Origin of the sequence: Thioalkalivibrio sp. ALJ21 (genome assembly GCF_000378605.1) — a bacterium.
In the GTDB taxonomy this organism is placed as follows: domain Bacteria; phylum Pseudomonadota; class Gammaproteobacteria; order Ectothiorhodospirales; family Ectothiorhodospiraceae; genus Thioalkalivibrio.
In genome coordinates this window covers 248,646-273,137 of the sequence record NZ_KB905158.1, presented here as the reverse complement: position 1 = coordinate 273,137, position 24,492 = coordinate 248,646, and the positions used below count along the sequence as shown (strand labels likewise).

35 protein-coding genes and 1 CRISPR repeat array are annotated in these 24,492 nt (G+C 59.7%); of the genes, 4 read left to right on the top strand and 31 right to left on the bottom strand.

Annotated features, from left to right (window positions below; all coding sequences use genetic code 11):
* Positions 1–110: 110 nt before the first annotated feature.
* The 4 genes from F579_RS0114420 to F579_RS0114405 form a co-directional block, all read right to left on the bottom strand.
* Positions 111–1,052: a hypothetical protein gene (locus F579_RS0114420; protein ID WP_231365819.1), complete on the bottom strand. Its 942-nt coding sequence runs from the start codon at positions 1,050–1,052 to the stop codon at positions 111–113.
* Between the two features lie 57 nt (positions 1,053–1,109).
* Positions 1,110–1,622: a DUF192 domain-containing protein gene (locus F579_RS0114415; RefSeq protein WP_019025438.1), complete on the bottom strand. Its 513-nt coding sequence runs from the start codon at positions 1,620–1,622 to the stop codon at positions 1,110–1,112.
* Positions 1,623–1,703: 81 nt separating this feature from the next.
* The gene (locus F579_RS0114410; protein WP_019025437.1) at positions 1,704–2,057 is read right to left on the bottom strand and encodes a hypothetical protein; all 354 of its coding nucleotides are present in this window, start codon (positions 2,055–2,057) and stop codon (positions 1,704–1,706) included.
* A gap of 86 nt (positions 2,058–2,143) precedes the next feature.
* Entirely contained in the window at positions 2,144–2,656 is a 513-nt protein-coding gene (locus F579_RS0114405) for a hypothetical protein (RefSeq protein WP_231365818.1), read from the bottom strand.
* A 229-nt stretch (positions 2,657–2,885) separates the two neighbouring features.
* Here F579_RS0114405 and F579_RS15380 point away from each other — a divergent pair, with 229 nt between their 5' ends.
* Positions 2,886–3,059: a hypothetical protein gene (locus F579_RS15380; RefSeq protein WP_155984990.1), complete on the top strand. Its 174-nt coding sequence runs from the start codon at positions 2,886–2,888 to the stop codon at positions 3,057–3,059.
* Between the two features lie 42 nt (positions 3,060–3,101).
* Here F579_RS15380 and F579_RS0114395 read toward each other — a convergent pair whose 3' ends face one another.
* A complete protein-coding gene (locus tag F579_RS0114395; RefSeq protein WP_081616938.1) occupies positions 3,102–3,770 on the bottom strand; it encodes an SOS response-associated peptidase in 669 nt (222 codons plus the stop codon).
* 135 nt (positions 3,771–3,905) lie between these two features.
* Here F579_RS0114395 and F579_RS0114390 point away from each other — a divergent pair, with 135 nt between their 5' ends.
* Together F579_RS0114390 and F579_RS0114385 are read left to right on the top strand one after the other, a co-directional pair.
* A complete protein-coding gene (locus F579_RS0114390; RefSeq protein WP_019025433.1) occupies positions 3,906–4,223 on the top strand; it encodes a type II toxin-antitoxin system PrlF family antitoxin in 318 nt (105 codons plus the stop codon).
* Positions 4,220–4,687 (top strand): type II toxin-antitoxin system YhaV family toxin, encoded by a 468-nt coding sequence (locus F579_RS0114385; protein ID WP_038029974.1) that lies wholly within the window; start codon positions 4,220–4,222, stop codon positions 4,685–4,687. Before F579_RS0114390 ends, F579_RS0114385 begins: the two co-directional genes overlap by 4 nt.
* A 229-nt stretch (positions 4,688–4,916) precedes the next feature.
* On the opposite strand, the gene F579_RS0114380 is transcribed toward F579_RS0114385, so the two are convergent.
* The 8 genes from F579_RS0114380 to F579_RS0114345 all read right to left on the bottom strand — a co-directional run bounded on the left by F579_RS0114380 (position 4,917) and on the right by F579_RS0114345 (position 8,775).
* Positions 4,917–5,195 carry a hypothetical protein gene (locus tag F579_RS0114380; RefSeq protein WP_019025430.1) on the bottom strand — a complete coding sequence of 93 codons (279 nt, stop codon included), beginning with the start codon at positions 5,193–5,195 and terminating at the stop codon, positions 4,917–4,919.
* Positions 5,196–5,303: 108 nt separating this feature from the next.
* Positions 5,304–5,951: a hypothetical protein gene (locus F579_RS0114375; RefSeq protein ID WP_231365817.1), complete on the bottom strand. Its 648-nt coding sequence runs from the start codon at positions 5,949–5,951 to the stop codon at positions 5,304–5,306.
* Between the two features lie 17 nt (positions 5,952–5,968).
* On the bottom strand, positions 5,969–6,541 hold the full coding sequence (locus F579_RS0114370) for a hypothetical protein (protein WP_019025428.1): 573 nt from the start codon (positions 6,539–6,541) through the stop codon (positions 5,969–5,971).
* Positions 6,538–6,891, bottom strand: a complete 354-nt coding sequence (locus tag F579_RS0114365; protein WP_019025639.1) for a hypothetical protein — start codon at positions 6,889–6,891, stop codon at positions 6,538–6,540. The genes F579_RS0114370 and F579_RS0114365 overlap by 4 nt, the downstream gene beginning before the upstream one ends.
* Positions 6,888–7,493: a DNA N-6-adenine-methyltransferase gene (locus F579_RS0114360; protein WP_019025426.1), complete on the bottom strand. Its 606-nt coding sequence runs from the start codon at positions 7,491–7,493 to the stop codon at positions 6,888–6,890. The genes F579_RS0114365 and F579_RS0114360 overlap by 4 nt, the downstream gene beginning before the upstream one ends.
* Positions 7,493–7,963 carry a hypothetical protein gene (locus F579_RS0114355; protein WP_019025425.1) on the bottom strand — a complete coding sequence of 157 codons (471 nt, stop codon included), beginning with the start codon at positions 7,961–7,963 and terminating at the stop codon, positions 7,493–7,495. Before F579_RS0114355 ends, F579_RS0114360 begins: the two co-directional genes overlap by 1 nt.
* Positions 7,956–8,369 (bottom strand): hypothetical protein, encoded by a 414-nt coding sequence (locus F579_RS0114350; RefSeq protein WP_019025424.1) that lies wholly within the window; start codon positions 8,367–8,369, stop codon positions 7,956–7,958. The genes F579_RS0114355 and F579_RS0114350 overlap by 8 nt, the downstream gene beginning before the upstream one ends.
* Positions 8,362–8,775 carry a hypothetical protein gene (locus F579_RS0114345; protein WP_019025423.1) on the bottom strand — a complete coding sequence of 138 codons (414 nt, stop codon included), beginning with the start codon at positions 8,773–8,775 and terminating at the stop codon, positions 8,362–8,364. The genes F579_RS0114350 and F579_RS0114345 overlap by 8 nt, the downstream gene beginning before the upstream one ends.
* Positions 8,776–8,924: 149 nt before the next feature.
* Between F579_RS0114345 and F579_RS0114340 the strand changes: the two genes are divergently transcribed.
* Positions 8,925–9,524: a helix-turn-helix domain-containing protein gene (locus F579_RS0114340; protein WP_019025422.1), complete on the top strand. Its 600-nt coding sequence runs from the start codon at positions 8,925–8,927 to the stop codon at positions 9,522–9,524.
* 22 nt (positions 9,525–9,546) lie between these two features.
* Here the strand turns inward: F579_RS0114340 and F579_RS0114335 are convergent, their stop codons facing one another.
* The 18 genes from F579_RS0114335 to F579_RS0114255 all read right to left on the bottom strand — a co-directional run bounded on the left by F579_RS0114335 (position 9,547) and on the right by F579_RS0114255 (position 24,332).
* A complete protein-coding gene (locus tag F579_RS0114335) occupies positions 9,547–10,092 on the bottom strand; it encodes a hypothetical protein (RefSeq protein WP_019025421.1) in 546 nt (181 codons plus the stop codon).
* Between the two features lie 103 nt (positions 10,093–10,195).
* On the bottom strand, positions 10,196–10,576 hold the full coding sequence (locus F579_RS0114330; protein ID WP_019025420.1) for a hypothetical protein: 381 nt from the start codon (positions 10,574–10,576) through the stop codon (positions 10,196–10,198).
* Between the two features lie 80 nt (positions 10,577–10,656).
* Positions 10,657–11,175 (bottom strand): hypothetical protein, encoded by a 519-nt coding sequence (locus tag F579_RS0114325; protein WP_019025419.1) that lies wholly within the window; start codon positions 11,173–11,175, stop codon positions 10,657–10,659.
* A 107-nt stretch (positions 11,176–11,282) separates the two neighbouring features.
* The gene (locus F579_RS0114320; protein WP_019025418.1) at positions 11,283–11,987 is read right to left on the bottom strand and encodes a hypothetical protein; all 705 of its coding nucleotides are present in this window, start codon (positions 11,985–11,987) and stop codon (positions 11,283–11,285) included.
* Position 11,988: 1 nt separating this feature from the next.
* Positions 11,989–12,390, bottom strand: coding sequence for a hypothetical protein (locus tag F579_RS0114315; RefSeq protein ID WP_019025417.1), 402 nt, complete (start codon positions 12,388–12,390; stop codon positions 11,989–11,991).
* Positions 12,391–12,465: 75 nt separating this feature from the next.
* A complete protein-coding gene (locus tag F579_RS0114310) occupies positions 12,466–13,029 on the bottom strand; it encodes a hypothetical protein (protein WP_019025416.1) in 564 nt (187 codons plus the stop codon).
* A gap of 19 nt (positions 13,030–13,048) precedes the next feature.
* The gene (locus F579_RS0114305; protein ID WP_019025415.1) at positions 13,049–13,546 is read right to left on the bottom strand and encodes a hypothetical protein; all 498 of its coding nucleotides are present in this window, start codon (positions 13,544–13,546) and stop codon (positions 13,049–13,051) included.
* Positions 13,546–14,304 carry a nucleotidyl transferase AbiEii/AbiGii toxin family protein gene (locus tag F579_RS0114300; RefSeq protein ID WP_019025414.1) on the bottom strand — a complete coding sequence of 253 codons (759 nt, stop codon included), beginning with the start codon at positions 14,302–14,304 and terminating at the stop codon, positions 13,546–13,548. The genes F579_RS0114305 and F579_RS0114300 overlap by 1 nt, the downstream gene beginning before the upstream one ends.
* Positions 14,297–14,518, bottom strand: coding sequence for a hypothetical protein (locus F579_RS0114295; RefSeq protein WP_019025413.1), 222 nt, complete (start codon positions 14,516–14,518; stop codon positions 14,297–14,299). Before F579_RS0114295 ends, F579_RS0114300 begins: the two co-directional genes overlap by 8 nt.
* A gap of 111 nt (positions 14,519–14,629) precedes the next feature.
* Positions 14,630–15,229, bottom strand: coding sequence for a uracil-DNA glycosylase (locus F579_RS0114290; protein WP_019025412.1), 600 nt, complete (start codon positions 15,227–15,229; stop codon positions 14,630–14,632).
* A 136-nt stretch (positions 15,230–15,365) separates the two neighbouring features.
* A CRISPR array of direct repeats spans positions 15,366–15,663; the repeat unit is 36 nt; unit sequence GTTCCGGTTGCAGATCAAACACAAGTGAAGTAGCAT.
* Positions 15,664–15,733: 70 nt separating this feature from the next.
* Positions 15,734–16,039, bottom strand: a complete 306-nt coding sequence (gene cas2 / locus F579_RS15505) for a CRISPR-associated endonuclease Cas2 (protein ID WP_081616937.1) — start codon at positions 16,037–16,039, stop codon at positions 15,734–15,736.
* 6 nt (positions 16,040–16,045) lie between these two features.
* Entirely contained in the window at positions 16,046–16,963 is a 918-nt protein-coding gene (gene cas1 / locus F579_RS15250; RefSeq protein WP_081616936.1) for a type II CRISPR-associated endonuclease Cas1, read from the bottom strand.
* Between the two features lie 14 nt (positions 16,964–16,977).
* Positions 16,978–20,043, bottom strand: a complete 3,066-nt coding sequence (gene cas9 / locus F579_RS15245; protein ID WP_196800393.1) for a type II CRISPR RNA-guided endonuclease Cas9 — start codon at positions 20,041–20,043, stop codon at positions 16,978–16,980.
* Between the two features lie 394 nt (positions 20,044–20,437).
* Entirely contained in the window at positions 20,438–20,782 is a 345-nt protein-coding gene (locus tag F579_RS14720; RefSeq protein WP_231365816.1) for a hypothetical protein, read from the bottom strand.
* Between the two features lie 50 nt (positions 20,783–20,832).
* Positions 20,833–21,201: a DUF4097 family beta strand repeat-containing protein gene (locus F579_RS0114270; RefSeq protein ID WP_196800392.1), complete on the bottom strand. Its 369-nt coding sequence runs from the start codon at positions 21,199–21,201 to the stop codon at positions 20,833–20,835.
* 30 nt (positions 21,202–21,231) lie between these two features.
* The gene (locus F579_RS0114265; protein WP_019025407.1) at positions 21,232–21,498 is read right to left on the bottom strand and encodes a hypothetical protein; all 267 of its coding nucleotides are present in this window, start codon (positions 21,496–21,498) and stop codon (positions 21,232–21,234) included.
* Entirely contained in the window at positions 21,495–21,785 is a 291-nt protein-coding gene (locus F579_RS15310; protein ID WP_155984989.1) for a hypothetical protein, read from the bottom strand. Before F579_RS15310 ends, F579_RS0114265 begins: the two co-directional genes overlap by 4 nt.
* A 153-nt stretch (positions 21,786–21,938) precedes the next feature.
* The gene (locus F579_RS0114255; protein ID WP_019025405.1) at positions 21,939–24,332 is read right to left on the bottom strand and encodes a phosphoadenosine phosphosulfate reductase family protein; all 2,394 of its coding nucleotides are present in this window, start codon (positions 24,330–24,332) and stop codon (positions 21,939–21,941) included.
* Between the last annotated feature and the right edge of the window lie 160 nt (positions 24,333–24,492).

The following is a 24,492-nucleotide window of genomic DNA, read 5'->3' as shown; positions in this document are numbered from 1 at the left end:
TGTTCGTCCGTGTGTGTTGCTGCAGCGCGAGGTCTCGAGCTGACAAATGTTCTATGCAGGAACGATATATTTTAGCGAATTCGGACGGTTCCGGTAACGCGCGACATGCCCTACATTCGCGCCCGTTTGCGGAGCGGGGCTGAGGCAGAGGATCGGGCCGCTGTCTCTTCAAGGACACGTTGGCGCGCACGCAGATCAGCCCGCACAAGAAAAGGCGGTACCGCCTCGCCTCGCTGCTCGAGCCCGAGGATGTCGAAGCGCGTACACCGGGCGCCGATGTTGTCATCCCGGAAGACGGACGGCGTCCGTACGGTGATTTCGACCTGAGGATGATCGCGGCCAGGGAGGTCTCTGTCCTGCGTATGAAACGAGACGTTTGCCCGAACGGCCTCGGCAATGCGGCTATCGGGGTTGATCCTGGTTCTCAGCCAATCCGCCAGAAACTCCGTGAGGTCGCAGCACTTCCCATCCCAGCACATCCGGGCAGGACGCAGCGCTCCACCTAGGCCCGCCTCCGGATTCATGAAGAAAGCCCCGTCCATATCGAAGCGGATAAAGGCGATCGCCCTCCCTTCTTTGTGTGCGCGATCGATTTCCTCATCCATTGCCGCCTGCAGGTCTGCCAGGAACGCCCTGGGAAAGACCTCCAGGAGGGATGGATCGTAGAGGCCCCCGATCGACACAGCGCGCGGAGAGTCGTGGTCCTGTTCGACACAGCCGGCCATCTCCAGGAACCATTCGCCCCCCTGCTCCGCGGGCTCCCTCCCAATCCAGATCGAGTGCGGACCCACGAGATGACCGCTGATCTTTCCCTTCGCGGGGGCCCAGTTAACCTCGCTCATGCAAAAGTCCACGAGCATCCGCCCCAAGCCGCGATCGCCTGGCTTGCCGAGTGGGATGCGGTCGGCCGCCTGCGTTTCGCCGCTGCCGGTCACGAGGCCCATGTCGTGCGCGCAGAAGCTGCCCCCGAGCCTCCGCTCGGCGCGGACATGGATCACGCCCCCATCGAGGACATGATCAATTGCCGCAAGGTATGGGGTATCTGGATCCACAACTACAGCCTTGGTCGTCTCGTAGTGGGAGCGCTCTGGGCGGGGCAAAAAATCGGGCTATCGTGAGAGCGCAGGTACACGATCCCCAGCCTCGACGCCCTGCGCCGAGAACCATCCCGCATTGGCCTCGAGGGCATAAGGGACCGGCTCGACCGATCGGTGCTGCCGCCGCGTCTCGGGCTCCATCGTCTCGATATTGACGATGACCCCGTTGTCATCAATGAAGGCGACATCGAGCGGAATATAGGTGTTGCGCATCCACATTGAGCGCCAATCCGACTCATCCCAGATGAACAACATCCCGTGATTCGCCGGGAGATGCTCACGAAACATGAGGCCAGCGCGCCGGGCCCGTTCGTCTTGCGCGATTTCCACCTCGAGGATGACGCCCCCTACCTCTAGCGAGCGCACCGCCAGGTCTTCTGGAGCACCCCGCCATCCCCCGCTGAGGTCGTACACAACAGCGGCCGCGAGCGCGAGGCCGAGCACGACCGAAACCAGCCAGATCGCGACACCGGAGACCGCTCGCGCAATGCCGCGGAGAAGGCGGGACAGCAGCTGGGCGATCAAGCGTCGAGCCCGGCGTCGAACACCTTTCTGGCGCCCTCGAAAACCCGTTGCCTTGCCGGCATCACCGGATATCTCTCGGTTTCAGGGCGCCGGGGGCGAGCGCTGATCCAGGACACACCGGCCCCAGCTCATTCGACCGCCGTTCGGCGAAGGCGAACCCATATAGTAGGTGACGCCATTGAACAAACTGTCTGTCGCTTGCAGATGGACGATCTCGAACTGCAGGCCATCGGCGGCGGGGCCCTCCTGGGAGCGAAAGTAACGAAGGCAGTCCGATTTCGCCTGTTCAGCAGAAGACCGAGGTTTCGGGCTCACGCTGAAGCGCGAGCTGAATACGGCCTTGCCTTCTTTTCGCCGAACCACCCGATACGCCACGCCCACGAAACCAGATGGCGGGGAGTCCCACTCGGGGTCGTTGTTGCTGTTGTCGGTCACGGTCTTGCTCCTGTAGCGCTCGCGAGCGGCGCCTGAAAAAAGTATCACAAGCGATTGTTCTGGAATCTGGGTTGCCGTCGGGAACCCTATGCGCACGCGCGCTCATCGCGCACCCAATCCCAATACCCCAGACGGGTCTCGCCATCACTCACGGATCGCCGCCAATGCGCGACCGGAAAGTCCGGGGCCTCATCGAGGAAGCCGGCCGTTTCGGCGGTGACAGACTCCTCGGCGAGCGCTACCTCGAAGGCGACGTACTGGCGCACGGTTTCGAATCGGTGGTCGCGGGTCATGGGGCCCCATCGGGTATCGAGGCCGGAAAAGAAGTGGCCGGCCGCATCACCGGAGACCACGCCAATCGCGGCCTGCAGGTTTGCCAGGGTCTCCGTGAAGGCCTCGGTGCCGATATCGGTATCGGCAACGGCTTCCGCCAGAGCCCTGATGGTTTCGGAATCCTTGATGTCGGCAGGCTTGGGCATATCCTCCCCGAAAAAAGTCGGCTCGGAACCCGACCGCTCGAGACCCGCCGCGGCTTCGAGGGCGGAGATCGTTTCGATGTCGCCGTCATGGCGGACATGCGCCACCAGATCCCCGGTCATGGCCTCACGCGAGAGCTCAGCCAGGCTCAGGCCCAGGCCCGCGGGGGATTCGGAGTAAAAGGTCGCTTCGATGTGCTTGCGATAAAACGTACGAGGGGTCTCTGGCATGGCTTTGATCTCTGTGTGATTCGACTACGTGTATTATTCCATAAACGCAATACGTAATCAATACTAGATCGACTTAATATGGGCTGGTAGAGTGCTGAAAAGCACACAAGAAAGGCGTGACATGAGCGAAGAAAATCGGCCCCATGAAGCACATGATGAGATTGTCGGCGGAAGTCTTCCGGAGACGAACACACGGATGCGCGGATCGCTCGACGACGAATACGAGATCTATCGTTCGTCCGTTGAAGAGATGGGGGTGGAACCCATGACCTTTGACGAGTGGCTGGGGGCCTGACGGGACCTGTTGCTGAAGCCGGCCGAGGATCGAGGCCCTGCCTCAGGGGGCAGATGAGGGTATCCGGTCAATCGCGGTCGCCACCAGCTGCCCGGGATCGAGACGCTTGGTGATCCCCCTGACCTCCTCGCGCGTCTGATACGCCCGGCTCAGCCAGGCCCAGATGCATGATTGGTCGAGTACCAGCGGTTGCCGGTCGTGGATCGCACTCAGATGGGGGGCTGCAGGCTCCGTGATGATGGCGCATGTGGCTGGGGCCGTCGGATCATCGATCTCGCGTCCCGGCTCGGCCGCCTCCCATATGCCCGCCAGCAGCAGAACCCGGTCCAGAGTGTCTTCGGACGCCTCGTCGGTTGCGGCGATGCGGTAGAGCTGCTTTCCCGCGGGGGTCTCCTGCCATTCGTACCAAGCATCCGCCGGGATAATGCAGCGGCGTTGGGCGAATGCGCGACGGAAGTAAGGCGAGGTGGCGACGGTCTCAGCGCGTGCGTTTATCGGCTTCGGGCCGTTCTTGGCCCAGTGCGGCTGAAACCCCCAGGTCGGTCCGCGTAGGTGCGCATAGCTGAACTCGTCGTGCGCAAATGCTGGAATGGGGGCGCCCGGTGTGGTGTTGCGGTTCGGGGTGTCGAACGGCGTTGCCTCCAGGCTCAGCTGGAACACGGAGTGGGCGACATCGCGCACGGGAGTCGTTCGATCGAATCGTCCGCACATTCCGGGTCTCCATCATGCTCAATCGTGGCGGGCCTAGCACGGCGAATCGCGCGCTGCACATGATCTGGATTGACAGGGTAAGGAATTCGCCTTACCGTTCTTCTGTAGTCATTGCAATCGATCGGGAGGCCCGCGATGCCCAGCATACATGAGGAAGCGACCCTTACTTCCAAGGGCCAAATCACCTTGCCCAAGACGATCCGGCAGGTGCTCGGCGTAACCACCCAGGGGAAGGTCGCCTTCGACCTGCGTGATGGCGAAGTCGTCGTGTCTCGAGTTGGTGGGGATCACGAGGATCCGGCCATCGGGGCTTTCCTGGGGCTTATTGAGGCCGATATCCGCAATGGGCGGAACCTGGGCCCCCTACCGGAGGAGCTTGCCGAGGCAATGCTCGCCAACGCGGGCCACCGGGGCGCCGAGGACGAAGAGATCGAGGGTGAGGTCGCGCTTTGACCTGTAGCCATGGGTGGGTGCTGCTGTTCCACGACTGTATCGCGGGGCAGCTCAAGACCCTGCGCGAAGCGGCCGAGCGCGCCCAGCGTAACGACCCGAAAGGCTTTGAGCGCAACGCCAACGTCAAATTGTACCGGGCGATCAGCCGCCTGATCATCGAGGTCATCCCGAGTGACCCCGGCCGGGACGAGTATCGCCAGGGGGGCACATTGGGGTCCGCCTATCGCCATTGGCGCCGTGCCAAGATCGGCCGGCGATTCCGTCTGTTCTTCCGCTACGACTCCAAGTCGAAGACCATCGTATTTGCCTGGGTCAACGATGAGCAGACCCTTCGCTCCGCAGGGAGCAAGTCCGACCCCTATGCCCAGTTCAAGAAGATGCTCGACCGAGGCAATCCTCCGGATACCTGGTCGCAGCTGGTGGAATCAAGCCATCCAGAATGGCGCGACGAGGAAGAGGACTGACGAGACTAGCCCCCGCCCTCCTTGTCACCCCGCTCCGTTTCCGGATTCAGCGCGCAGCCGGAGGATCTCCAGAGCAAGGCGGTCACGCCCATAAAAACAGTTGTCACAACTGCAATCACTCCGCGCCGCAGGGGTTTGATCCGGATCCAGCTCCCCGTGGAGCTCATAGAACATCGGGTGGCGCGGATCATGGGCGCACAGACTATGAAGGACCTCATTCAGCTCCATATCAGCCTCCAGGCGGGCTCGGCGGCAGTGTCCCTTGCATCCAGCGGCCAAAGTCACGGATAGCCCCGGCCATCAGCACGACACCAAAGAGGAGACCTGAGACCCCGATCAACATCGTGAACAGGTGGCTGGTAAAGGCCAACGCGAGGGCATTCACTTCCGGGGGGAGGCCAGACCACCACACAAGGACGACCGCGAGTAAAGGCGTCATGAGCACATAGCCCACCGTAAACTTCAGGATGGCTCGATTCGCTCCGCTGCGGTCCCTTTCCGTATTCATCTTCAATGATCCTCGCTGTCTTCCTTGTTGTGGCTGCTTCCTGCAACTGACAGGATCAGTGTAGGACAAAGGTAATACGAAATCAATAAGCCATCTAGCGGGGCTGCGCTACCGGGGGCGCATTCGGCGATGCGGGCGATCCATTGCGGGATTCGCGGGCTCCCCTGCCCCCAGCGCCTCGACGGCTTCACGAGCTGACATCCAGCGTTCGATATCGAACCCCTTAAGGGTGTGTAGGCGAGGATGCAGGTCAATGGCCTCCAGCTCGGCCAGGGCTTCGAACCGTTCCTGGGTGCGTGCGTTGTACTCGCGAATGATCGGTGCAATCCGGTCGGCATTGGCCTGGCGAAATGCCAGCGCTTCACGAAGAGCGGCCTCGCGAGAGATCGGCCGTTTTTGGGTCTCGTACGAAAACGCTGCGGCCATGCGTCGTCCGGTCCCTACATCCAGGTGCTTCACGCGAAATAGCAGGCGGCCACGGTGCTCGATTTCCGAGATTCTGGCGTATCCGGTGTTCGTGCGCGCATACGCATCATCCATCTCCGGTTGTTCAATGATCATCGCCTTCGAGCGGAACGCGTGCATGCCGTAGATCCGATTACGCATCCGCAGTGCCTCGCGAAGAAGGTCGGGACCGTCCCCCTTGATCCAGTGAGTGATCATTTTTTGTGCGGGCGAGTCCCAGCCTGCGACCGAATAGCCGCGCTCACTCTTGGTGACCCCCAAAAACGGGGTGCTCTTGCTCCTCAGGTCCAAACGCTGCGCCCTCTTGTCTAGTGAACCTTCGGGCCATCAGGGCCGTCGGCCGAGGGGTTGCGTGGCGGCAGCAGACCCGTGAGGGCGCCCACAAGCTCGGTTTTCCCTCCCTTGGCCGGGGGCGCGTACGTGAATTTTGGGTCACGGAAGGTCTTCTTCCGCTTGGAGTACCCCTTTGGAACCAGTGGTGCGACGCCCAACCAGTTGCCATCGTGGGTTTCCAGGGAGAATGTGGCCACCTCCTTCTTGTACGGGGAGTTCCCGATGGATCCGTACTCCTCGATGATTTCCTGGGCGCGCTCCGCGTGCTTACCCTCCAGGGTCCAGCTTTCGGAGATCAGGAGGACGAAATCCGCATCAAGTGTCGCCGCGGTCGCTCGGATTTCAGCCAGGGATCGGTCACGGCGATCAGGGTCGCTTTGGTCGACCGAAAGAAGCCGAACCTCATTCGGGTCCAGCCTCCCGACGACGGCGATCGTCATCAGCTCCTTGCCGGATTCCGAGATCTCTCGGGCGTGCGCGATCAATGACTCCACCAGCGGCCTAATGTGGGACGGTAGGCTCTGGGTGCCGTGCTGGCTTTCGCTCATGGAGTGGGGCCTCTCTTCTGGGTTTGGGTTTCCTGGTCTGCGCTTTGGCCCGCCATCGTGGCCGTTGACTCAGTGCGTGCTTGGGCGGGACCAACCCCACCGGGACCGGCGTTCAGTGCGCGCCGGCCTCGTGAGCGGGCGCTGTCCCAGTCGGCAGCCTCACCGGATGCCTCGAGCATAAAACAGGCCTCGTACTCCTCCAGGGCTGAACGCATTGCGCCGATCAACGCATTGGCTTCGTCCAGGCTGGTGGGCTCACCGCACAGGATGCGTTTCGCCTCCATCAAACCGACCCCGTGTTCTTCCCGGTAAGCCGAAATATCAGCCGCAGTAGGCTTTTCGTTACTCACAATTCGTCCTCCGAATTTGGGGCGCGCTGAACTGGAGTCGCTGCGCGGAAAAGAGGGAGATCGCTGAGCTCGGGGGCGCGGATTGGCGCGCGTGACTCGGAATACGAGCGCTCACCGTTCAGGGGCACGAGGTGCCCTTTAAGGCCGCAGGTTTTCAACGATCGCACGTTAATTTCGCCATAGGCGATTAGCACCGAGGGCGCCCCTGAGTTGTGCTCAGATCGCTCTCCGGAAACGTGATGGAAATGCAGCCGGGAGCGAAGAAACAGTAGTGCATCGGCCCGCGCCCAGACATGTTCGAAGAACATCGCCGTCTCGGTGCGCGCAAAGATCAGGGCCACGCCGTCCCCGTGGCGTACCAGGCGTTCCAGCCAGTGCCCGGTCTGGTCGCCGTACGGGGGGTTCAGCCACACACGCCCACGCCACGGTTGGGTCAACCCGTTGTCGAGCACGGTGAGGTGCTCATTGGCCGTGGGCCAGGGGCGATTCACCGGGGCGCAGGGGTCCAGATCAAATGGCCCCAGTGCGTGAAGAATCTTGGGTGGCGTCAACCACTCGTCCTTTTGCGCGACCGTTGATTGGTGGGAGCCCATGCCTGCCATCAGACGGGGCCCCCGCCGTTCACCAGAATGTCGTTCAGAGCCGCCTGCTTCCAGTAGCCGCCAGAGCCCGCCCATTGCACGACGGCCTCGCGCAAGTGGTCATGCATAAAGTGTCCGGCAAACGCGTTGTGCACAGTAATGATCTGGGCACGCCGGGTCTCGGTCGTTTGGGCGACAGGGCCGGTTGTGCGGACTGCGACACCCTTGGGGATGCGCACCCTCTTCCCGCGATCAAAGCCGAGCACATCAACCCCTGCTGCAGCCAAAGGGCCCAGGAGAAGGCGGCTATCTTCCGCGTGCGCGTGCCGTGGGAGTGCATCCATTACGCGCTCAATCGTACCTTCAGTCTCAGGGCAGATGCCTTCCGATCCGATTAGCGATAGCAAGGACTCTTCGGTAATGCGCTCGACGGGAACGATGACCTGGAAGCGAATCAGATGGCTGACGCGCGCAGGGGTGGCGTCAATCATGCCGGTCCTCCGGTTTTTCGCCGCCCCCCAGGAGCGCCTCCGCTTGCTCCTGGATCCACTCCGCACACTCGCCGGAGTCCCACATGTGAGTCAATTCGACCTTCGCCAGCGGCGTATCCTCCCCAGGGCCAAGCTGGGCTCTCAGCTCGGCTTCTTGAAGCTTTCCCGGGAGCTCACCAATAAACTGCTTGAGCCGCGCATTCTCAGCCTCGAGGCCCGCGCGCCCGGCGCCCTGCCCGGCCATGTACGCGACTGTAAGCTCGTCTTCCACGGCTTCCATTTCGCGAATGTATTCGAGGAGGGATCTCAGGGCCGCATCGCCCTCTTCCGAGGCGCCGGCCTCGGCCACATGGTTCAGGAGCGCGCGCGCCCGATCGTGACGAGAGGTCCTCTTGGGGTCACTCATGTCCGCCCGCCTCCAGGACTCCGGCCAGCTTGTACGGCGTCCATCCATCTGCCGAATCCGGCGCAGGACTGAAGTCATCCATCGAAAGGCCATTGATCACGCGCTCAAGATCAAGAGCAGCCCAGAGGAGGCACATGCGCTGGCTCTCCTCGCACGTATCGCCCCGATGGGGCATCGCCTCTGCGATCGCGCGAATCTCCTCGCTTAACCTCTCCATGCGCTCGGTGGCCGCGTGAGCGAGCCGAATGCTGCGATCTTCGTCCGACTCCAGCGTGAAGGTGGGTCCATCCGAAAAAATGAGCTTTCCGATATCGGACTCCTGAATAGGATCATCCAGGGCTTGATCATCTCGAAAATGGGTTACGCCAACATGGTAGGGTCGCACGGTTTCGATCGCGTATTTCATATTGGCAGGCTCCTTCGTTTGCGTTTTCAATATCATATCAACAACGTAATACGAAAACAATCGCAAGGTGATTAATTGGTCCCCGGTTTCAGGGCGCGTAAGAACGGGTAGAATCCAGGGCCTCAGGCACATCAAGGACACACGAGCCCATGGGCACGGAAATAACCCCGTTACGAGAGATTATTCGAGCAAGAATCAGCCTCGGACTCGAGGAGATCGGTCGCAAGCAGCGGTGGCTTGCAGGCCAAGTGGGTGTTTCGCCCTCGGCCGTGACCGGATGGGTTCAGGAGGGTCAGATAACGATCGATAATCTTGAGCTTGTCGCTGAGGCTCTTGGAAAGCCGCTTCAATGGTTCCTCGGCGCGTCATCGGGGGCCGAGCCAGTCGAGCACATCCCGATCTACGGGAGCACTGAAGCCATTGAGAGCAAGCCGACCCGGTATCTCCCGGCAGGCGGGCCTGCGGGCCCTGAATACTGGGCGCTGGAGGTGGCAGGGACACACTGGGACCCAAGGTACCGCGATGGGGAGATGCTGCTGCTGGATCGCATTAGGCCGCCGGCACCGGGTGTGGACGTGCTGCTGCACTCGCAGGCGACTGGAGAGGTTCGGGTCGAGGCGCTCGTGGCTGTTCGCCCTAAGGCCGTATGCCTGGCTCCGGTGTGCGGGGGATCGAGAAGGTGGGAGGATCGTGAGCTGGATTGGGCGATCTACAGCATTGCCGGCGTCCACTCGGCCTTTGCGCTGTAGTGCTGCGGCGTTCTGCAGCCCCTCAGTTGCCCAGCTCGAGCTCCCCACCCATCTGATCCAGCAGGGACGACAGCAAATCGCGAGCCTCATCAGGCGTCAGGTCGGCGGGACGCTCCTGCCCCGGCATCGACACCCTCACGGGGCCGGCCGGCCTCGATAGCTGGGCCGAGCGCGCAATGGTGGGCGTCTCGCGATCAGTTCGTCGCAACACTGCGGGGGCGCAGGCAGAAAGAACGGCGCTTTCAGCCCCGGCCAAGCGGGAGTCCAGCTCGAGGGCACGCCCGCGCGCCGCGCTTTCGCTGCGCCCCTGGAGGCGATACGTCCGGGTTTGCGAGGAGCGAATCACGACCTCGTACCAATGTACCGCAACCGGGCTGTCCGCCCCCTCCTTCGCGTAACGCTCGAATACTTCGCGAATGGCCGTAAACGTCGATTCTTTGGGGGATGCGCTGTCGCCCGAATAGACGCGGTGGACGGTCGGCTGATGGAGGCCTGACTCCGCTGCAATTTGGTTGATATTGAGGCCGTAGTCGTCGACCAGGACCTCTAGCATCTCGCGGGCGTTCACGGGTCTGGGTACCCCTGGTCTTTGCGTCGATGAAGATATGGGTTGCGCCATCGTGCTGGGAGACGGTGTCGTTAGCAAATGGCGGCTCTGAACCCGTTGTGCATCAGTCTTCGCTGATGGCGCGAACCCTAAGGTCCCAGGCATTAATAAACATCGCGGTGTCGCCCGTGAACCCGCCATTCTCGATCTCGCGCTCGATCGTCGACTCGGCCAATTCGGACGCCAATGGCGGGAGCTCGCCGTTCAGTTCGTAGTCGAGCTGGAGGGTGATGAGGATGCGGGCCTTTTTGCCACCCTCTTCAGACTTCGAGACCACCCAGTCCCAATACGATTGGCGAGTATCATCGTTCGCGATCTCGTGCCGCCAGTCCGCGAGCGGGAAATCAGGGTGCTCGCTCCAATAGCCGCCGTGCAGTTCCGCCATAGCGGCCGCAGGGGACTCGACCGGCTTGGCCGAGGAGGATTGTTCGGTGTGCGTTGTCATGATGGCGACCTCGTGAGTGGGTGATCTTCTGGTTCCCAATTTGAATGCCCGGCCGGATGGGCGCAGGCGATCATGGGCAGTTACAGTTCTTCGGACATGTAGGGCGAGAAGTCTTTGCCGCAGCTCGGGCAGTCGTCATCGCACGTCGAATCCCACTCGTCCTCCCAGTCGGTGTCGCAGTCTTCGCAGCGATAGTAATTCAGAAACCGAGACTCGGATTCCTCTTCCGGGAGCCCTTTGAGAGCGCGGATCGCGGGGGTGTCGGAGACCCAGCGCCAGCCTTGCACATAGGCGCCACCTTCCTCGGTGCCATGACTAATGGTCGCGCCATAGTCGAACTCCAGCTCGCCATCACGGCCGAAATCCTTTTCGGCCTCATCCCGATACGCCTGGTTGAGCTTTTCGTCATCTTTGATGGCCGACACGATCGCAACCTCCAAAGCCGAAACCGCTCTGCGGGCGCTATCCAGGTTCGTCAGAGGGCCATGCTTCCGAGCCTGATTCTCAAGCTGAGCAAGCCCCAGGCGGGCAACATGGAGAAGGTCCTTCTCGGCTGCGAAGTTAGGAATGAAGGTGGTGACGCGGGTGTAGTCGTACATGCCGTGCTCCTGTAGAAGCCCTAAGCCATTCGTTAGAGTTAATAATACAAGAAACGTAACACGTAATCAATAAATAATGGGTAAGCAGCCCCGGACAATAGCACCCATTAGGCCGCCATTTTGGGCTCCTCACGATACCTGGCCAACATCGAGATGGCCTCGCGATAATCCGCCAGCACTGCGTCTGCGCGCTCGTTTTGGTATCCGCGAACCATATGCTTGAGGGCGTACTCCAGGCGATCCTGCCGGTAAGAGCAGACAGAGGGGTTCAGGTAGGGGTTTGATCCCCTCGCCTCTTCACCTCGGTGCTGGGCCTTTCGAAAGCGCCTCTCCTCCGCGTTCATATGTCGCGTGATCGCCCGACGCCTCGGGATGAGCAAGGCATCCGGGAGCTCGAGGCTACTGGCGGCGATCAGGCGCGCCGAATCGGCGAAGAAATCGGCTACATCGAGGTCGAAACCCAGGTGCTCTCGTAGCAAGACCGCCTGCATCGCAAACACCCGGCACTCGCAGAGAATGCCGCGTGTGTTAGTCGGATTCGGAAACGTTTGGTCCAGCAGTGTCAATTCGGGATAGCTGAGGCCAAAGCCATAGCGGCCATACCGCTCGGTCTGCCCGCGCCGATAGAAGTCGATCACATGCGCCATCTCATGCGTGACGGCATGCAGGCTGACATCAACATAGCGAGCGACCAGGATGCCATCGCCCGTGTAGGTTGTGCGTGCAGCCAGCGCGAGGTCCGGGTGAGCCAAGGCCGAGCCCTGAATGTAGTCGCTCAGGGCGTCGACGTTTTCGAAATCGAAAGCATCCATGTCAGCGGTCGCTATCGCCCGCCATCACGCCGGACTCTGGAAGCTCGAGGTCGGTCGTGTCGGGAGATACCACCGGGATATGGTGCGTCACTGTCCAGCCATCCGGGAGGCCGCAGGTGGAGGACTCGGGGATGTGCGCACTATCCATCGACACTCTGGTCGATCTCACCGGGTCAAAGCCCTTCTCGATCGGGTACTCCGGCTGCCAGACCTGAGAGTCGAAAAACGCGAGCAGCATAAACGGGGCCCACTCGTTGTGGCGGCCTTTTCTGGGGCGGGTGCCGGCAATCCAGTGAAACCCCTCAAGCGGCTCCTCGCTGCGGTCCATCGGAATCCAGGACGGAGGACGGGAGGCGCATTCTTTGTAGAGGGCATGCGTAAGAATGGCGTCGAGTTGATCCATGACCCTTTCCTTTTGATCGCTAATTAGTGTTAGTACACCGTAACACGAAAACAAAGGAGTGGGAAGGATGAGGGGTTAGCTGGGCGCGCGCGCCGGGGATACGCACCACACCGAAACCCGCAGTCGCCCCTCCAGTGCCGGGTCCAGGCAGAATCCATAGTGGGCCTGATCTTCAAGCGCCGGCGCGATCTCGTCGAGAAGCGCTGGGCCGTAACGCTCGGGGCCTGTGGTCACGATAACGAAGACCGCCTGGGCGGCATCGGGATCGCTTCCATGGCTGCGCAGGTGAGGTTTCATCGTTTGGGGCCAGAAATCGCCGAACGCCTGCGCTGGGTCGGCCACGAGTGACCCGTAGCCCAAATCGAAGGCGCCCATCAGTGCCGGAATGCTCGTGAACAGGTTGGGGTTGGCGTTCAGGAGCACGCTGCCGATTGGCGCGGGCTCGAACGTGACCCTTAGCACGTCGAGCATGCACTGCAGGTATTCGTGGGGCCGGCTGGCGGACTGCGCGGCCTCGAACGGCAAGATGGCGGCATCGCAATCAGGATTGGCCCCTTTATAGGGTGCCAGTAGCAGCTGGTGAAGGTGCTCGAGGGATTCGCCCAGGTGCGAAGAAAGCACGCTTGATTGGATGGCCATGAGGCTCCTTGGGTTGGGGTTAGCGGTAAAACACGCCGTAGGCGATTTCTTTCTCGAGGTGATCCGTCCAGCCGGTGTTCTTAAGGCGGACTTGATGTTTATGGGAGAAGCTGTTGATTTTGCGCTCGTTCGCCATGTCCTCATGCCAGTTCGAGAAGATTAGCAGCCCCTCGATGGCATCAATCGCACCCTCATCAAACCGGCCGGATGTGATGTCCGGAGTGCCCAGTGAAACCGAGAACGTCAGGGATGGGTGTTTCGCCTGAAGCTTGTCGAGGCGCGCCCTATGGTCCGGCTGCTGATTCCTCCTCGAAACCGTTTGAGCGAACGTCTTGCCGATGTAGTAAGGCCACCAGCCCTTGTCGACCCAGGCTACGATCGCATACAGATACGCCCACTGGTCCTCTTCGACGCCACCGGAAAACAGGAGGTCGTGTGGTGCCGGGCGCGTCCAGTCGATCTCGGCGACCAGGTTGAATTGATCGGGCCACGCGGCCTGGAATTCATTGGCTGGCATCAGTGGGGGCTCCTATGGTTTTGGTGGCCGTGAAGAGACGCATTCCGGGCCTCCAGACCCTTGCCGGCCCCCAGGTGCCGAAGCGCATTCGTGACCCAAGCCTGGCTTTCGGAGTCAATCTGAAGCGACTCGAAGCAGCGTTCACGGTAGGCATCCTGGTCGAGCACAAACTGCGCTGCCTTGCGGAGGTCATCGATGGGGTCGCTGCCGTACGCCGCGTACACCTTCATCTGGGATTGCAATGGAATCGGCCCCCAAGTGTGGACCATTGCAGCCAGATCAAGGATGTCTCGGCTCTCAATCGATCGGTCGCCCCACCGGTCAGAGTTCGCAAGCATCTTCTCGGCGAAGGAGTCGGCCATGGAGAGCACTGGAGCGCCGTGGAAGCGTTCAAATGAGGCGTCAAGATTGATGCGCCCCTCCATGACAATCTCGAACTTGATTGGCGCGCCATCGACATCCAAGACGCTTCGAATCCCGTATCGATCGGCGCGCGCCTCGCGAAGCTGGCGGACTGGCTTTTGGAAGAGGCTGGACAACCCGGTTTCCGAGAACCTGGGAATCATGCTCCTTAGCTCTCGATAGCCTTCCGGGCTCGAGCACAGGAAATCGATGTCGGCACTCATCCGAAAGTCATTCAGCCTGAGGGCGATCGACGTTCCGCCTCCAAAAAGGCATTGCGTCCGCTCCAGGAGATCGGCGTCCATCGCCTCGAGGACAGAGATAATGCGTCGATGGTGGTCGCGCTTGTCATCCATTGATCACGCCCTTCCCGTAGTCGCGCTTGAGGCGATCAATGAGGTCTGCCTCCTCCTGGGTGAGCCGACCCACATCGATATAGCGCCAGTTGGCCTCGTAAAGACCAAAGGCCTCGGATTCGGACAGGGGCCGCTTCGGGTCCCGGTGCCAGCAGATCAGTCGTAGCTCGGGAAAATCCTCGGGCCGAATCGTATTGGGGGTTCGTTCAGGCATGGGCTCGCCTCCTCCAGATGACCCTTTATATAACCAAAGCCACCGCACCGTCAGTGGGGGCGCCGCCCCACGGGGCGAGCTTGATGGGCCTGGAGGCGGCGCCGAGGATCCCTACGGCCTCAGCGGAAACGAGGACCCCGCCAGCCGAATCGCATCCCGCCCGAGTTCGGCAATACGCCGGGGACCGTCTGCGGTTGAGTACGTGCGATTCCAGGCGAGCCCGGAGGTATGCGGCATCGGGAGGACGCGGCAACCTTCGAAGGTCGGAAGAACCGAGGGGCCGTGCTTCCGAGCGTCCGCCAGCATTTGCGCGATCTGCGGCAGATAGGCGCCGGCCTTCAGTCGTTCTCCACATAGTGCGCGCCCGGCACTCTCCCCGACCGCGAGGATGACGCGGGGCTTCTTCAGCGCAACGGCCTCCTTGAGCTTGTCAGCGCACGCTTTCACTTCCGCAGCCTTGGGCTTCCGATTGCCGGGTGGGCGGCACCGGGCGATGTTCGCCCTCGCCCATTGTTCGCGACCCAGACCCAGGACGCTTTCGATCTCGCGCGTGAGCGTGCGGCCGGAGGCGCCGATGAAGCCGACACCCTGCTCGTCCTCGTCTGCTCCGGGCGCTTCACCGATGGCGAGAATGGAGTGTTCGGCGCCGTCGGGTTCGACCATTTGCGTGCGGTTTGCGGAAAGTGAACAGGCGAAGCAATCGTTGCGCATAGGTGGACTCGGTTCACGGGGCAGGGTATGAGTGTGTTTTATGATTCCACAAAACGACAGAAACTGAAACACTTCTCTTGATGATGGATCCATCGTTAACTAAGATAAACACAACCCCCGCCGAACAGGCGTCTTATTTTCGTTTGCAGATCAAACACAAGTGAAGTAGCATAGAATGCTGCAAAGAGAGAATCTCATGGGGTTCCGGTTGCAGATCAAACACAAGTGAAGTAGCATGTTACGATCCGAGACGATCACCGGCTTTAGTTCCGGTTGCAGATCAAACACAAGTGAAGTAGCATTCTGCCGCCAGTCGTCGCCGAGCCGCATCGGTTCCGGTTGCAGATCAAACACAAGTGAAGTAGCATTTCCAAAATCGGCGAAGAGCCGACGCTGGAGTTCCGGTTGCAGATCAAACACAAGTGAAGTAGCATAGAGAAGGCGCATCACCATGAATTAAAAGGGTGTTGCGCCTTTTTTGTGCGCGCGAAAACGGGGTACGGGCTACAGGATTAAGAAGCGACCGGGCGGATATGGAGGGGTTACAAGCGCTCGTCCGGAAAAAATACGAGTCCGAGACATTTGCTGATCCGTAGATAAGAAAATTATCACCTCTCCATGTTGCGGGAGAAACCTCTCTACTCGCGATTGAATGGTATGCGCTTGGCTGCTGCTGAAGCAGTACCGGGCATAGCAAGAAAGCTGGAATCGATGGAACCCGATTGCCAAAAGGTCTTTGCGAAACCTCGATGCCGACCGCCGCCTGGAGGGTGAGTCCGACGGGAGGTCAAAGAGGGCAAATATCCACATATCAATCTACGACGCAGAGACGAGTCCGAGCGGAAGGGAGAGCGTTCTGGCGTCACCCGAATACACCTTAACAAGAGACTGGCAGACGCAATAACAGCAAGCAGGCAATCGTTCCTGTTTTTCAGTTATCTCCAGCGTGGCATTAAAGACTCCGGCTAGGATTTCGGGTTTGGAGGTGCGGTCGACCTCATTGAAGCCTTCCTCCAATAGCCTTAAAACGACCGAATCAACCACAGGCCTAAAGGGTTCAATCAGATCATCTACAAGGCGCATGGGATTCCCCTCGTTCTGATGGTGGATGCTAAGGCTTGGGTGGAGCCCCGTGGCGACCACCGATCGCGCCATGGTCGATCGCAGCACCATATAGCCATAGTTCAGAAGGCCATTGACGCCAGGCAGTGCACGATCACGCTTAAAATCGGCGCCGAATAGGGCCTTCCAGTAATATCGCGCACCTGCCGCCTCTATATTTTCGGGGTCCCCGGAGCGGACTCGACGAGCCATCCGGTAAAGCGATGAGCCGTTTCGCCCCTCCCGATCCAATAGTCGTCCTTGTTGTTGAAGTTTCGATCTGACGATCTGTTGCCATGCCCTCTTCCGCATCGGGTGGCTCGCTGATGCCTGTAGATCGAAGCGCTTCGCCTGCCGATGATTGCCATCGAGACCCAGCAAGATCCCGCAAGGAACGTGATTTCGCCCGCACACCACGAGGGGAATCGAACGCCTCGACAATTCCGAGAGGAGCGCATTGGTGTACGTGGCGCCATAAGCGGTTACCGCGATTGCGCAAACGTCATCAAGCGCTACTTTTCGGTGTTCGGGGGGGTTACCCCCTCGCTGGCCCTCCGCAGACACGCGCACAAACCCGTCTTCCAATGCGAGGTGCCGATCAGAGCCTTCTATATCGAGGAATTGGTAAGTCATCAGCGGCTACGAAATCAAGCGGCCGCATGCCATCGAGATGATGTTCGGCCGGCCGGAGATACCGAAATCCATTCGCAATTCGCAGCCTGAAGCCCGGACGCACTTTTGGTCAGGTATCGAAAGCCTGGCTCCGCTTTGCCCCTGTTTCGTTGATCGCAATTCGATTCGAAATGCTCTGACAAGAATACGCTGCCGTTCCATCCCATCTTATTCACGCGCATAATGTGTTTGTTTCCATCAACATGAATCCGAACCATGTCACCCTGGGTGAGCCTCATTACGAGAGGTCGCCCGTTAATGCCTTTGTTTTTGGGTAAAACATCCATGATGTTGCCCCCCGGGTGATCCCGCATAAACTCATAGGACTTAGCGCGCGAGATCACCTCGCCGGACCACTTTCCCTTCGCGTTAACCGTAATCTCAAGGCAGTAATTCGAGTTGGTTTCCATGAACTTATAGGCGGTTCCGCTTTTGGCGGGGGAGCCTGTGTGGATTCGCAAAGGGTCGGAACTCTTCGAAATCGACATCATTCGAGTCACATCATTCGGCGTCTTTGGCTTGTTAGCCCCTTTCCTTTTCGCGGACCCATCACCCCTGAGGCCCCAGTGCGATTCCTTATGGATTTGCCCTTGGTGGCCATGGTCTGGACGAAAGCTAACCACAATATTCCGAATGGCCCGTTCTGCGTGCTCTTCGTATGTAGGCCAAGGCTCGCGAATGAATTTGGCCAGGGACATATATCGGCCGTCCGCTTCTCGGCTCGTCCTGGCGGACTGTTGCACTAGGCGATGATCCGCGATGCCCAGCGCAATCGCGTCCAGGGCGTGGTGCCGATGGTCGTGCCTTCCTTTCTTGAAATTGAATCGTTTTCGAATCTGAGATGTAATTCGCCCGGACACAGGAATAACCTTCTCCCGCGGGCAGATGAGAGAGAGGTATTCAACGGCGACTCTAGCGATATAAGAGCTATCCGTCAGAGCGCGACTCGACGGCCCCGAATGATCTTCCTTCCAAACATCAAGCGCATTTTCAAGAAAGCGTCGACGCTTCTCTGGATCACGAATCGACTTGACCCTTTTCTTGATCGAAGCATAAGAATACGGACCCTCGTCGATATGACCAAATGCCTCATAAGGTGTTTGTTTGCCTTTTTTTCGATTGGCTTCCCTTGTGCACAACGTGAGGTTTGATAGGGTGTTATCCCACGTATCAGAAAGCGGTAGAATGTGATCGATTTCAACCTCACCGGTCTTCAAGAACATCTGTGGCTCGATGAGGGTTCCGGTATATGGGCACCGACGATCCCCTGGATTCTTTGCCAGGTCTTCCCATAGGCGCATTTTTCTCGCAACACTTGAGCGCTTATGATCCGAAAGGGATTTGACCTTTTTGACGCCAAGGAAAGGGAGGGCTTCTTCGACTCGGCGTTGGTTTTCTTTCTGGTTTTCAAGATTGGCTAAGTGGATCTTCTTCTTTGTCTTGCGTCCATGCCTGAGATCTCGAAGAACCTCGACATTAATTTCGGTTGGGCGCCCATACTCCCTAACGAGTTCGTTTACAACCTTGCGGAGCTGATTAAGCGCGACGTGTACACTGGGGTTTCCGATCTTACCGAAACGAATTTCTGGGTTGGTCTCTCGGGGGTCTCCGGTCCCCCCGTCGGTTCGGCGCTGTAGGTATTCGCCATAATACGGAAGCTCTTCAAGAAGAACGCCGGTTTTTTCATAGTGAGAAAGCCCCGAATGACTCCCGATCTCAGACTCTTCTACGGCTTTGGAGTAGGGAATGACCGACTCCATAAGCTTCGGAAGAACAAGGCTGATGGCTTTCTCGCTTACGCGCGAATACCCACTCTCTAGACTCCTTTCAGAGATGGTATGCGCCAGGTCGGGTGAAACGCCGGTGTTTCTAACAAGCCAACCGGAAAGCGATTCGGCATCGGTTTCATTAAGCAGCTTTTTGGTGATTTCTTCTTGTCGAGCGTCTGAGAAATTATCCCACGCGACGCCAAACCCAGGTTTGCTCTTTCCGTTCCCTCTGAGATCGCAAGCTGTACGATTCCCTGTGAGTTCCTTTTTGGATCCATCTTCCCCGGATAGGTTAATAGCTTGAGATCCGTCTTTTAGTTTCAGCTTCCTGGGGATTGAGAGGATATTTAGTGTTTTGTGGTTCTCCAAATAAAGGGCTAGTTTGTCTCGCTCACCAAGAGAGAGCGGTCGGCGGGCGCCATCCGCCGAAACGAGGCGCACATGATTAAGCTCTTGGTAAAGTCGAAATCGCTGAAAACTAGGCAGGGCCTTGGGCGCGCGTCGCTCCTCTGGGATCAGCGTGCACAAGCCCGGAACAACGGGCTTCAGTGGCCGCTGAAAAAAGATTGCATCAAAAATACGGTCAAAAGCCCAGTCAGAGAAGTCTTCCGGATGGGTGGACCTTTTCTTTTGTTCAATCCATAGTGTTCTGAATTCATCCTCAACCATTGCCCGGCTTGCGTAGTAGTCGTAGTCGAGTTTCGAGGCAGACGAAGATGAATTGGGGCGAAATCGAAGACTGAAGGATGAATCCTTTTTTCGCTGCTGATACATCCAGTCGCCCAGAGTGGTGCCACTCTTTTGCAGCTCCCCTTCCAGGGTCGTGATGGCCGACTTCATGTTGGACTCTTTCTCGTCCTCCGTGTCCGTTTTCCGGTTCGATTTGAAGGCGCGGCGCTTGCCCAGGTGGAAGACGGCGCGACCAAATTCAAATCGTGTCAGTTCTTCACGGACGCCCCGGCTTCGAAGCTCATACGGATCTAACTCGTTCATTAGAAGTCGTCTCTCAACCGGATCCGAGGGAAGAAATCCGAGAGTAATAAGCCAGCGAGCGAGAGTTCGAACGCGCTTATTGCGACGAGCACGCATCCTTCTCTCAAGCCTTTTCTTCCGACGCCTTGCTCCGAGTGAGTTTTGGTAGTTGTCCCGCCCATCGGAAAAAATGCGAACCCCGGAGCGGATGATCGCGCAGGGGCGGCTGTCGTCGTTCAGCCGGAAAAGAGCCCAGCCAATCGAAGAGCTTCCGAGGTCAAGTGCAAGTCGTGTGTTCATGCGTTCTCCGTGGTTCGGTGGTTCTTCCATGATTCTGCGTCCGCGGGCAAAGAATGGATGGAGCCCCTGTTGACGCCGAATTGAGTTGTGTGTAACATTCCCATCGTTGGCTAACGCCAACTGTGTTTGATCTGTAATCGTCAACAAGCTGGTTACAGAGCGCAAAATGAAGAGCCTCTATAGGGGGCTCTTTTTTTGCGTGCAAGACGGCAGCATACCCAAGGGGGTAGCTCACAGAGTGAGCCACCCCGCCTTCTTCTGGCTCGAAATCTCGCACACGGACCAGCCGTCATTAATTACCCCGATACCCCACCAGCAGCAACCGCACCGACGGAGAAAGCGGCTAGCGCCTCGGATTTTGGGCTTACGCCCGGGGGCGGACCCTTGATAAACATTACTGAGCCAGGCTCGCGCGCCGGGCGTCGATGTACTCCGATACCCGCTGGTCGTCCTCTTCGCTGAACGGGACCAGGCCAAACTGGGTTTTCCCTTCCGGGGGCGCAACGCCAAAGAAGCGCCAGCCCGCGGGGACCTTGATCGCGTGGGTGTGGGAATCGACCGTATTCCGCACGTCTTCCTCCAGCATGATCCACCCCCGGTCTTCCAGGACTTCGTTCAGTTCCGGCTCCAGGGTCATGGTGTCGAGGAAGTCGATTTCGGTGGCGCATGCGACGATCCTGGATCCCTCCGGGAGCCCAAGATGCTCCGCCGCAATCCGATCGGCGTCGGGCCCAAACATTCCGCAGTCATCGCTCATGGGTTGTTACCTCGTTTTGGTTGTGTTGAATGTTAGCGGTGACGAATATCGCCGCTCATGGTTTCGACACCGCCGCCGACCGCCCCACATTCGATATCGCCGCTCATAGTCTTCACGTCGCCGCTGACATCACCACATTCGACATCGCCGCTTTTTGTGCGGATGCTGCCGGCTCGATTTGCGGTCACCTTCCCGGCGGTGGTCTCAATGCGCTCGACATCCCCGTGAATGGTCACATTCAGGTCGCTCAGAGGATCTCCATCCTGGATTACGCCGTCGACAATAATCTCGCCGTCGCGGATGGTGATGTGGGTTCCTTTGAACACGCGTCCGTTAATGTTGATCTGGCCGTCTTTCGTTTTGATCTGCATTCGTTCGCCCCTTCTTTGCTGGATTCTCATCGCGTGCCTCACGGCAGAGCGAGCCGTTGCCTAGAACTTCATCTCTCCAAAGCCCTGAACTCGAAGCGCCCATTCACGGAAGGATTCCCCGCTCGAGACAACGCTCCCGACGACCTCATCCCGAGACCGTTCAACCGCAATCACTTTCCCGCGCACGCCGTGCTGGACCAGGACCCATCCGCCCCACCCGGCTTCGTCGAAAATCGACAGCCGCAAAGCGGTGTGGAAGTCATCCGAGCGATCCGACGCATGGCGGCGCCGAATGTAGGGCCGGAACTTCTTGTGGCGGCTGCTCATGCGCCGCTGGCCTCTGAAATGTTCTCGGCCGCCTGCAGCTTCGCAATCACCTTCTCCTCGTGCTCGCGGAACTGATCTTGGGTCGCGCCTGCCGGCGGCCGCCACATGCAGCCTTCGCACCTCGGATCCTGGTCGGGATGCCCGCCATGAACGCATTGAGCCACGACCCACTGAACCGGAACCTCGACTCGCTGCAGGCGACCGTCCGGGGAATACCCGTTGTTCGCGACCTGAACCCGATATCGGTCATCATACGGGTGGTTATGGCAGGAGTTGAGCCCGGTCATTGCGAGTCCCTCTTGGTATCGTAAGTAGTTGCTCACACCAGAGGGTTGCCCTGGTGGAGTTCGTCTTGTTTGCCCTGTTAGTTAGTATAGCGGGAACGTAATACGAAAACAATCTACTTGGTCTGTGCCAGATGAGGCCGGCCCGGGGGGCTGCTAGGCGGCAAAGAGACCCAGTTGCCCGCTTTCGAACACCGGGGTCAGGAGCCGCTCGCGCTCGGCTCTCGCTTCGCGGGCGAGGGTTCGATGGCGCTGAGCCCGTGCCGGGGCGCTGTCGAATGAAAGGGCCATGCCAAAGCCCCACTGAAACTGCTGGCTGCTGGGTTTTCCGGCATCGAGAAGGGTCGCGCAGCGCTCATGCGCCCCCGCTTCCAGGCGCCAGTACAGGGGTGCGAGTGCGTTTGCGTGCGGGCCCTCCAGGGCGTAGCGGGTCCACTCTCTCCAGTCGCGCCGGTAGCGCCGCAGGAGGTCTTGCAGTGGCTCGCCTTCCATGTGCACCAGGCCCTCCTCGTTCGCAGACTCAAGCGCCAGCAGGCGTGCTCGCAGGCGCGGGATCTCACGCTTCATGCGTGCTCGCGACTTGCGAATGGGGGTGGCATCGGTCACCGAGAGGCCCGCGCGTTGCGCGTAACGGGTAGCCCGATCGTCTTGCTGTCCGCGTTTGGCCTCGAGCTGCCGCTTCCCCTCGTCCTTGATCGCCTCGTGTTCGGCGTCTGTGATGCATCGCATCTGGATCGATTCCGGGCTGGAGTCGCCATGCAGTCCAGCGACTTCCCATTGCTGCCCGCGCTTGATCATGCCCTCCTGCTCTCGAGCCCGGCCGCGCCCCATCGATACGGCGCCGAATCGAATGTAGCGCAGTGCCGCCTCCGTTCGGGATCCCACCAGGCCGCGGTGCCAATCGGCGTTCAGCTGAAGGGAAGACTCCCACTCAAGCTCCATGAACAATGACAGGCCTTCCGGATCCCATCCGAAGCGGTCATCGGTCTCGGCGGTCATGACTCGCTCGGCGTTCAGCAGGCGGCGCGTGACCGGGGTCCCGTCCGCCTTAAGGGTCTCGCCGGCAACAGGCTTCACCTCGTACAGGCCGACGCCTCGTCCCTCCGTTACGGCCTCCACAAGAGCGCCATGCGCGCCCAGGACCCCAGGATTCGGGAGCGGCGGATGCCAGAGCTTAGCCGGGGTCTTCTGGGGAGGTCGTTTCGGGGTGTATCCCGGGGCAAACACGCGTGCCCCCTGTTTGGCCACCTCGTCCCACACTTTCAGGGCCTCGTGCGGGGGGTGGAGCGCATCTACGGACCAGGTGTAGTCAATCGTCGCGAGGACCTCCGGGGAGATAACCTGGAACTGGGGGGTCTGCATACGCTCGATGTACATCGCCACCCGCTTCTCGATGAGGTCCGGGTCGGCTGCGGACGCGCGGATGCCCTGAACACCCGGGTCGGCCTCGGCGCCTCCCGCCATCACTCGACGCTTGAAATCGCGAGCCCGGTCGGCCTCCGTGAGATCGAGCGAGATCAGCACTGCCAGTAGCCAGCGTGTCGTTTTGGCGTCGTAGTCGGCGGGGAAGATCGAGGTGTAACCGGTGTCCCCGTGTGGCTTGCGCGAGATCCAGCGTCGGATCGAGTAATCCCCTTGGGTGGCCACCAGCCAGTTTCTGAGGTCGCTCAATCCACGCATAAACGCGTACTGGGGCTGGGTCAGCATTGCCCCCATGGATTTGTCCGTGGATCCAGCGACCCCGCAGCTCCAGCAGCCGAATCGACTTCCGCATGCCGATTTCGGCGCATTTCCGGACGCATCCTGGATGATGACGCACTCATTCCCGGAGTCGCGATACAGGTCGATGGTCTCGGCAAAATCGTGCATGAAGCTGCCGAACGGACGGCCTTCGCCGCAAAGGGCGAGGTACTCCCAGACATCGATCGTGGACCAGTTGGCGATCGGAGCAAATGTCCGCTTCAGGACGGCCTTGCCCTCTTGATCGAGGGTCTCTTGGACGTGGGCGCCCTCCCCTCGCTCCCGCATTCGAATCGCGCGCCCAACGGACTCGTCGGTGCGTGTACCCAGGATCAGGATCGGGGTTGAGTCGCCCCCCTCCTTCTTGAGCTCTCGCCGCGCTTCGGCTAGCGCCCTCTCGGCCGGCGTCCGCTTTAGATCGATGCTGCAGGCTCGGTGGGCCCGGTTAGCAAACGTCGGCAGCCTGCGCCCGGAGAGGACCTGCACCGGCCACTGGGACAGTAAGGATGGCGTAGAAACGCGAACCCGAAGGTCGAGACCGTGCTTCTCGGCGAAGATCTCGAGACCCGCAATCATGGCGTCGGCATAGGTCCGCACAACCGGGTTCTCCACCAGCGTGTCGGTGTGAAGAACCAAGATGGGGGGCACCACGCCCCCTTGGGCCCGGCATGCCAGAGCCGCCTCAAGACCCAGGTTCAGCGTCGTCGTGGAGTCTTTCCCGAAGCTGGTCGCGAAGGCGAGGATCTCGCCCCGCTCATACAGGCCTCGAAACTGATCGACGACAGAATCGCGCATCTCTTTAATGCTCATACCGGGGGCTCCATGAGGGGCTGAATAATGGACCCAATATAGCGAACACGAAATCAAACTACAATGAATTCGTATTACTCCGATAAGGTTGACGTCTGAGTTGACGGATCAAAGAAATCGTATTACGATTGATACAGATCGAATTGAGATCAGAACAGAC

Coding starts and splice junctions, on each gene's coding strand:
- F579_RS15380 (WP_155984990.1), top strand. CDS start 2,886: ATGAGCGAAGAAAATCGGCCCCATGAAGCACATGATGAGATTGTCGGC.
- F579_RS0114380 (WP_019025430.1), bottom strand. CDS start 5,195: ATGAATACGGAAAGGGACCGCAGCGGAGCGAATCGAGCCATCCTGAAG.
- F579_RS0114270 (WP_196800392.1), bottom strand. CDS start 21,201: ATGAGAATCCAGCAAAGAAGGGGCGAACGAATGCAGATCAAAACGAAA.
- F579_RS0114305 (WP_019025415.1), bottom strand. CDS start 13,546: ATGCCAGCCAATGAATTCCAGGCCGCGTGGCCCGATCAATTCAACCTG.
- F579_RS0114395 (WP_081616938.1), bottom strand. CDS start 3,770: ATGTGCGGACGATTCGATCGAACGACTCCCGTGCGCGATGTCGCCCAC.
- F579_RS0114360 (WP_019025426.1), bottom strand. CDS start 7,493: ATGGCAGGCATGGGCTCCCACCAATCAACGGTCGCGCAAAAGGACGAG.
- F579_RS0114255 (WP_019025405.1), bottom strand. CDS start 24,332: ATGAGCATTAAAGAGATGCGCGATTCTGTCGTCGATCAGTTTCGAGGC.
- cas2 (WP_081616937.1), bottom strand. CDS start 16,039: ATGTGGATATTTGCCCTCTTTGACCTCCCGTCGGACTCACCCTCCAGG.
- F579_RS0114390 (WP_019025433.1), top strand. CDS start 3,906: ATGCCCAGCATACATGAGGAAGCGACCCTTACTTCCAAGGGCCAAATC.
- F579_RS0114300 (WP_019025414.1), bottom strand. CDS start 14,304: ATGGATGACAAGCGCGACCACCATCGACGCATTATCTCTGTCCTCGAG.
- F579_RS0114325 (WP_019025419.1), bottom strand. CDS start 11,175: ATGTACGACTACACCCGCGTCACCACCTTCATTCCTAACTTCGCAGCC.
- F579_RS0114370 (WP_019025428.1), bottom strand. CDS start 6,541: ATGAGCGAAAGCCAGCACGGCACCCAGAGCCTACCGTCCCACATTAGG.
- cas9 (WP_196800393.1), bottom strand. CDS start 20,043: ATGAACACACGACTTGCACTTGACCTCGGAAGCTCTTCGATTGGCTGG.
- F579_RS0114290 (WP_019025412.1), bottom strand. CDS start 15,229: ATGCGCAACGATTGCTTCGCCTGTTCACTTTCCGCAAACCGCACGCAA.
- F579_RS0114320 (WP_019025418.1), bottom strand. CDS start 11,987: ATGGATGCTTTCGATTTCGAAAACGTCGACGCCCTGAGCGACTACATT.
- F579_RS0114265 (WP_019025407.1), bottom strand. CDS start 21,498: ATGAGCAGCCGCCACAAGAAGTTCCGGCCCTACATTCGGCGCCGCCAT.
- F579_RS0114315 (WP_019025417.1), bottom strand. CDS start 12,390: ATGGATCAACTCGACGCCATTCTTACGCATGCCCTCTACAAAGAATGC.
- F579_RS0114295 (WP_019025413.1), bottom strand. CDS start 14,518: ATGCCTGAACGAACCCCCAATACGATTCGGCCCGAGGATTTTCCCGAG.
- cas1 (WP_081616936.1), bottom strand. CDS start 16,963: ATGACTTACCAATTCCTCGATATAGAAGGCTCTGATCGGCACCTCGCA.
- F579_RS0114310 (WP_019025416.1), bottom strand. CDS start 13,029: ATGGCCATCCAATCAAGCGTGCTTTCTTCGCACCTGGGCGAATCCCTC.
- F579_RS0114405 (WP_231365818.1), bottom strand. CDS start 2,656: ATGACCGGGGATCTGGTGGCGCATGTCCGCCATGACGGCGACATCGAA.
- F579_RS0114330 (WP_019025420.1), bottom strand. CDS start 10,576: ATGACAACGCACACCGAACAATCCTCCTCGGCCAAGCCGGTCGAGTCC.
- F579_RS15310 (WP_155984989.1), bottom strand. CDS start 21,785: ATGACCGGGCTCAACTCCTGCCATAACCACCCGTATGATGACCGATAT.
- F579_RS0114355 (WP_019025425.1), bottom strand. CDS start 7,963: ATGATTGACGCCACCCCTGCGCGCGTCAGCCATCTGATTCGCTTCCAG.
- F579_RS0114340 (WP_019025422.1), top strand. CDS start 8,925: ATGGGCACGGAAATAACCCCGTTACGAGAGATTATTCGAGCAAGAATC.
- F579_RS0114345 (WP_019025423.1), bottom strand. CDS start 8,775: ATGAAATACGCGATCGAAACCGTGCGACCCTACCATGTTGGCGTAACC.
- F579_RS14720 (WP_231365816.1), bottom strand. CDS start 20,782: ATGTTTGGGCCCGACGCCGATCGGATTGCGGCGGAGCATCTTGGGCTC.
- F579_RS0114350 (WP_019025424.1), bottom strand. CDS start 8,369: ATGAGTGACCCCAAGAGGACCTCTCGTCACGATCGGGCGCGCGCGCTC.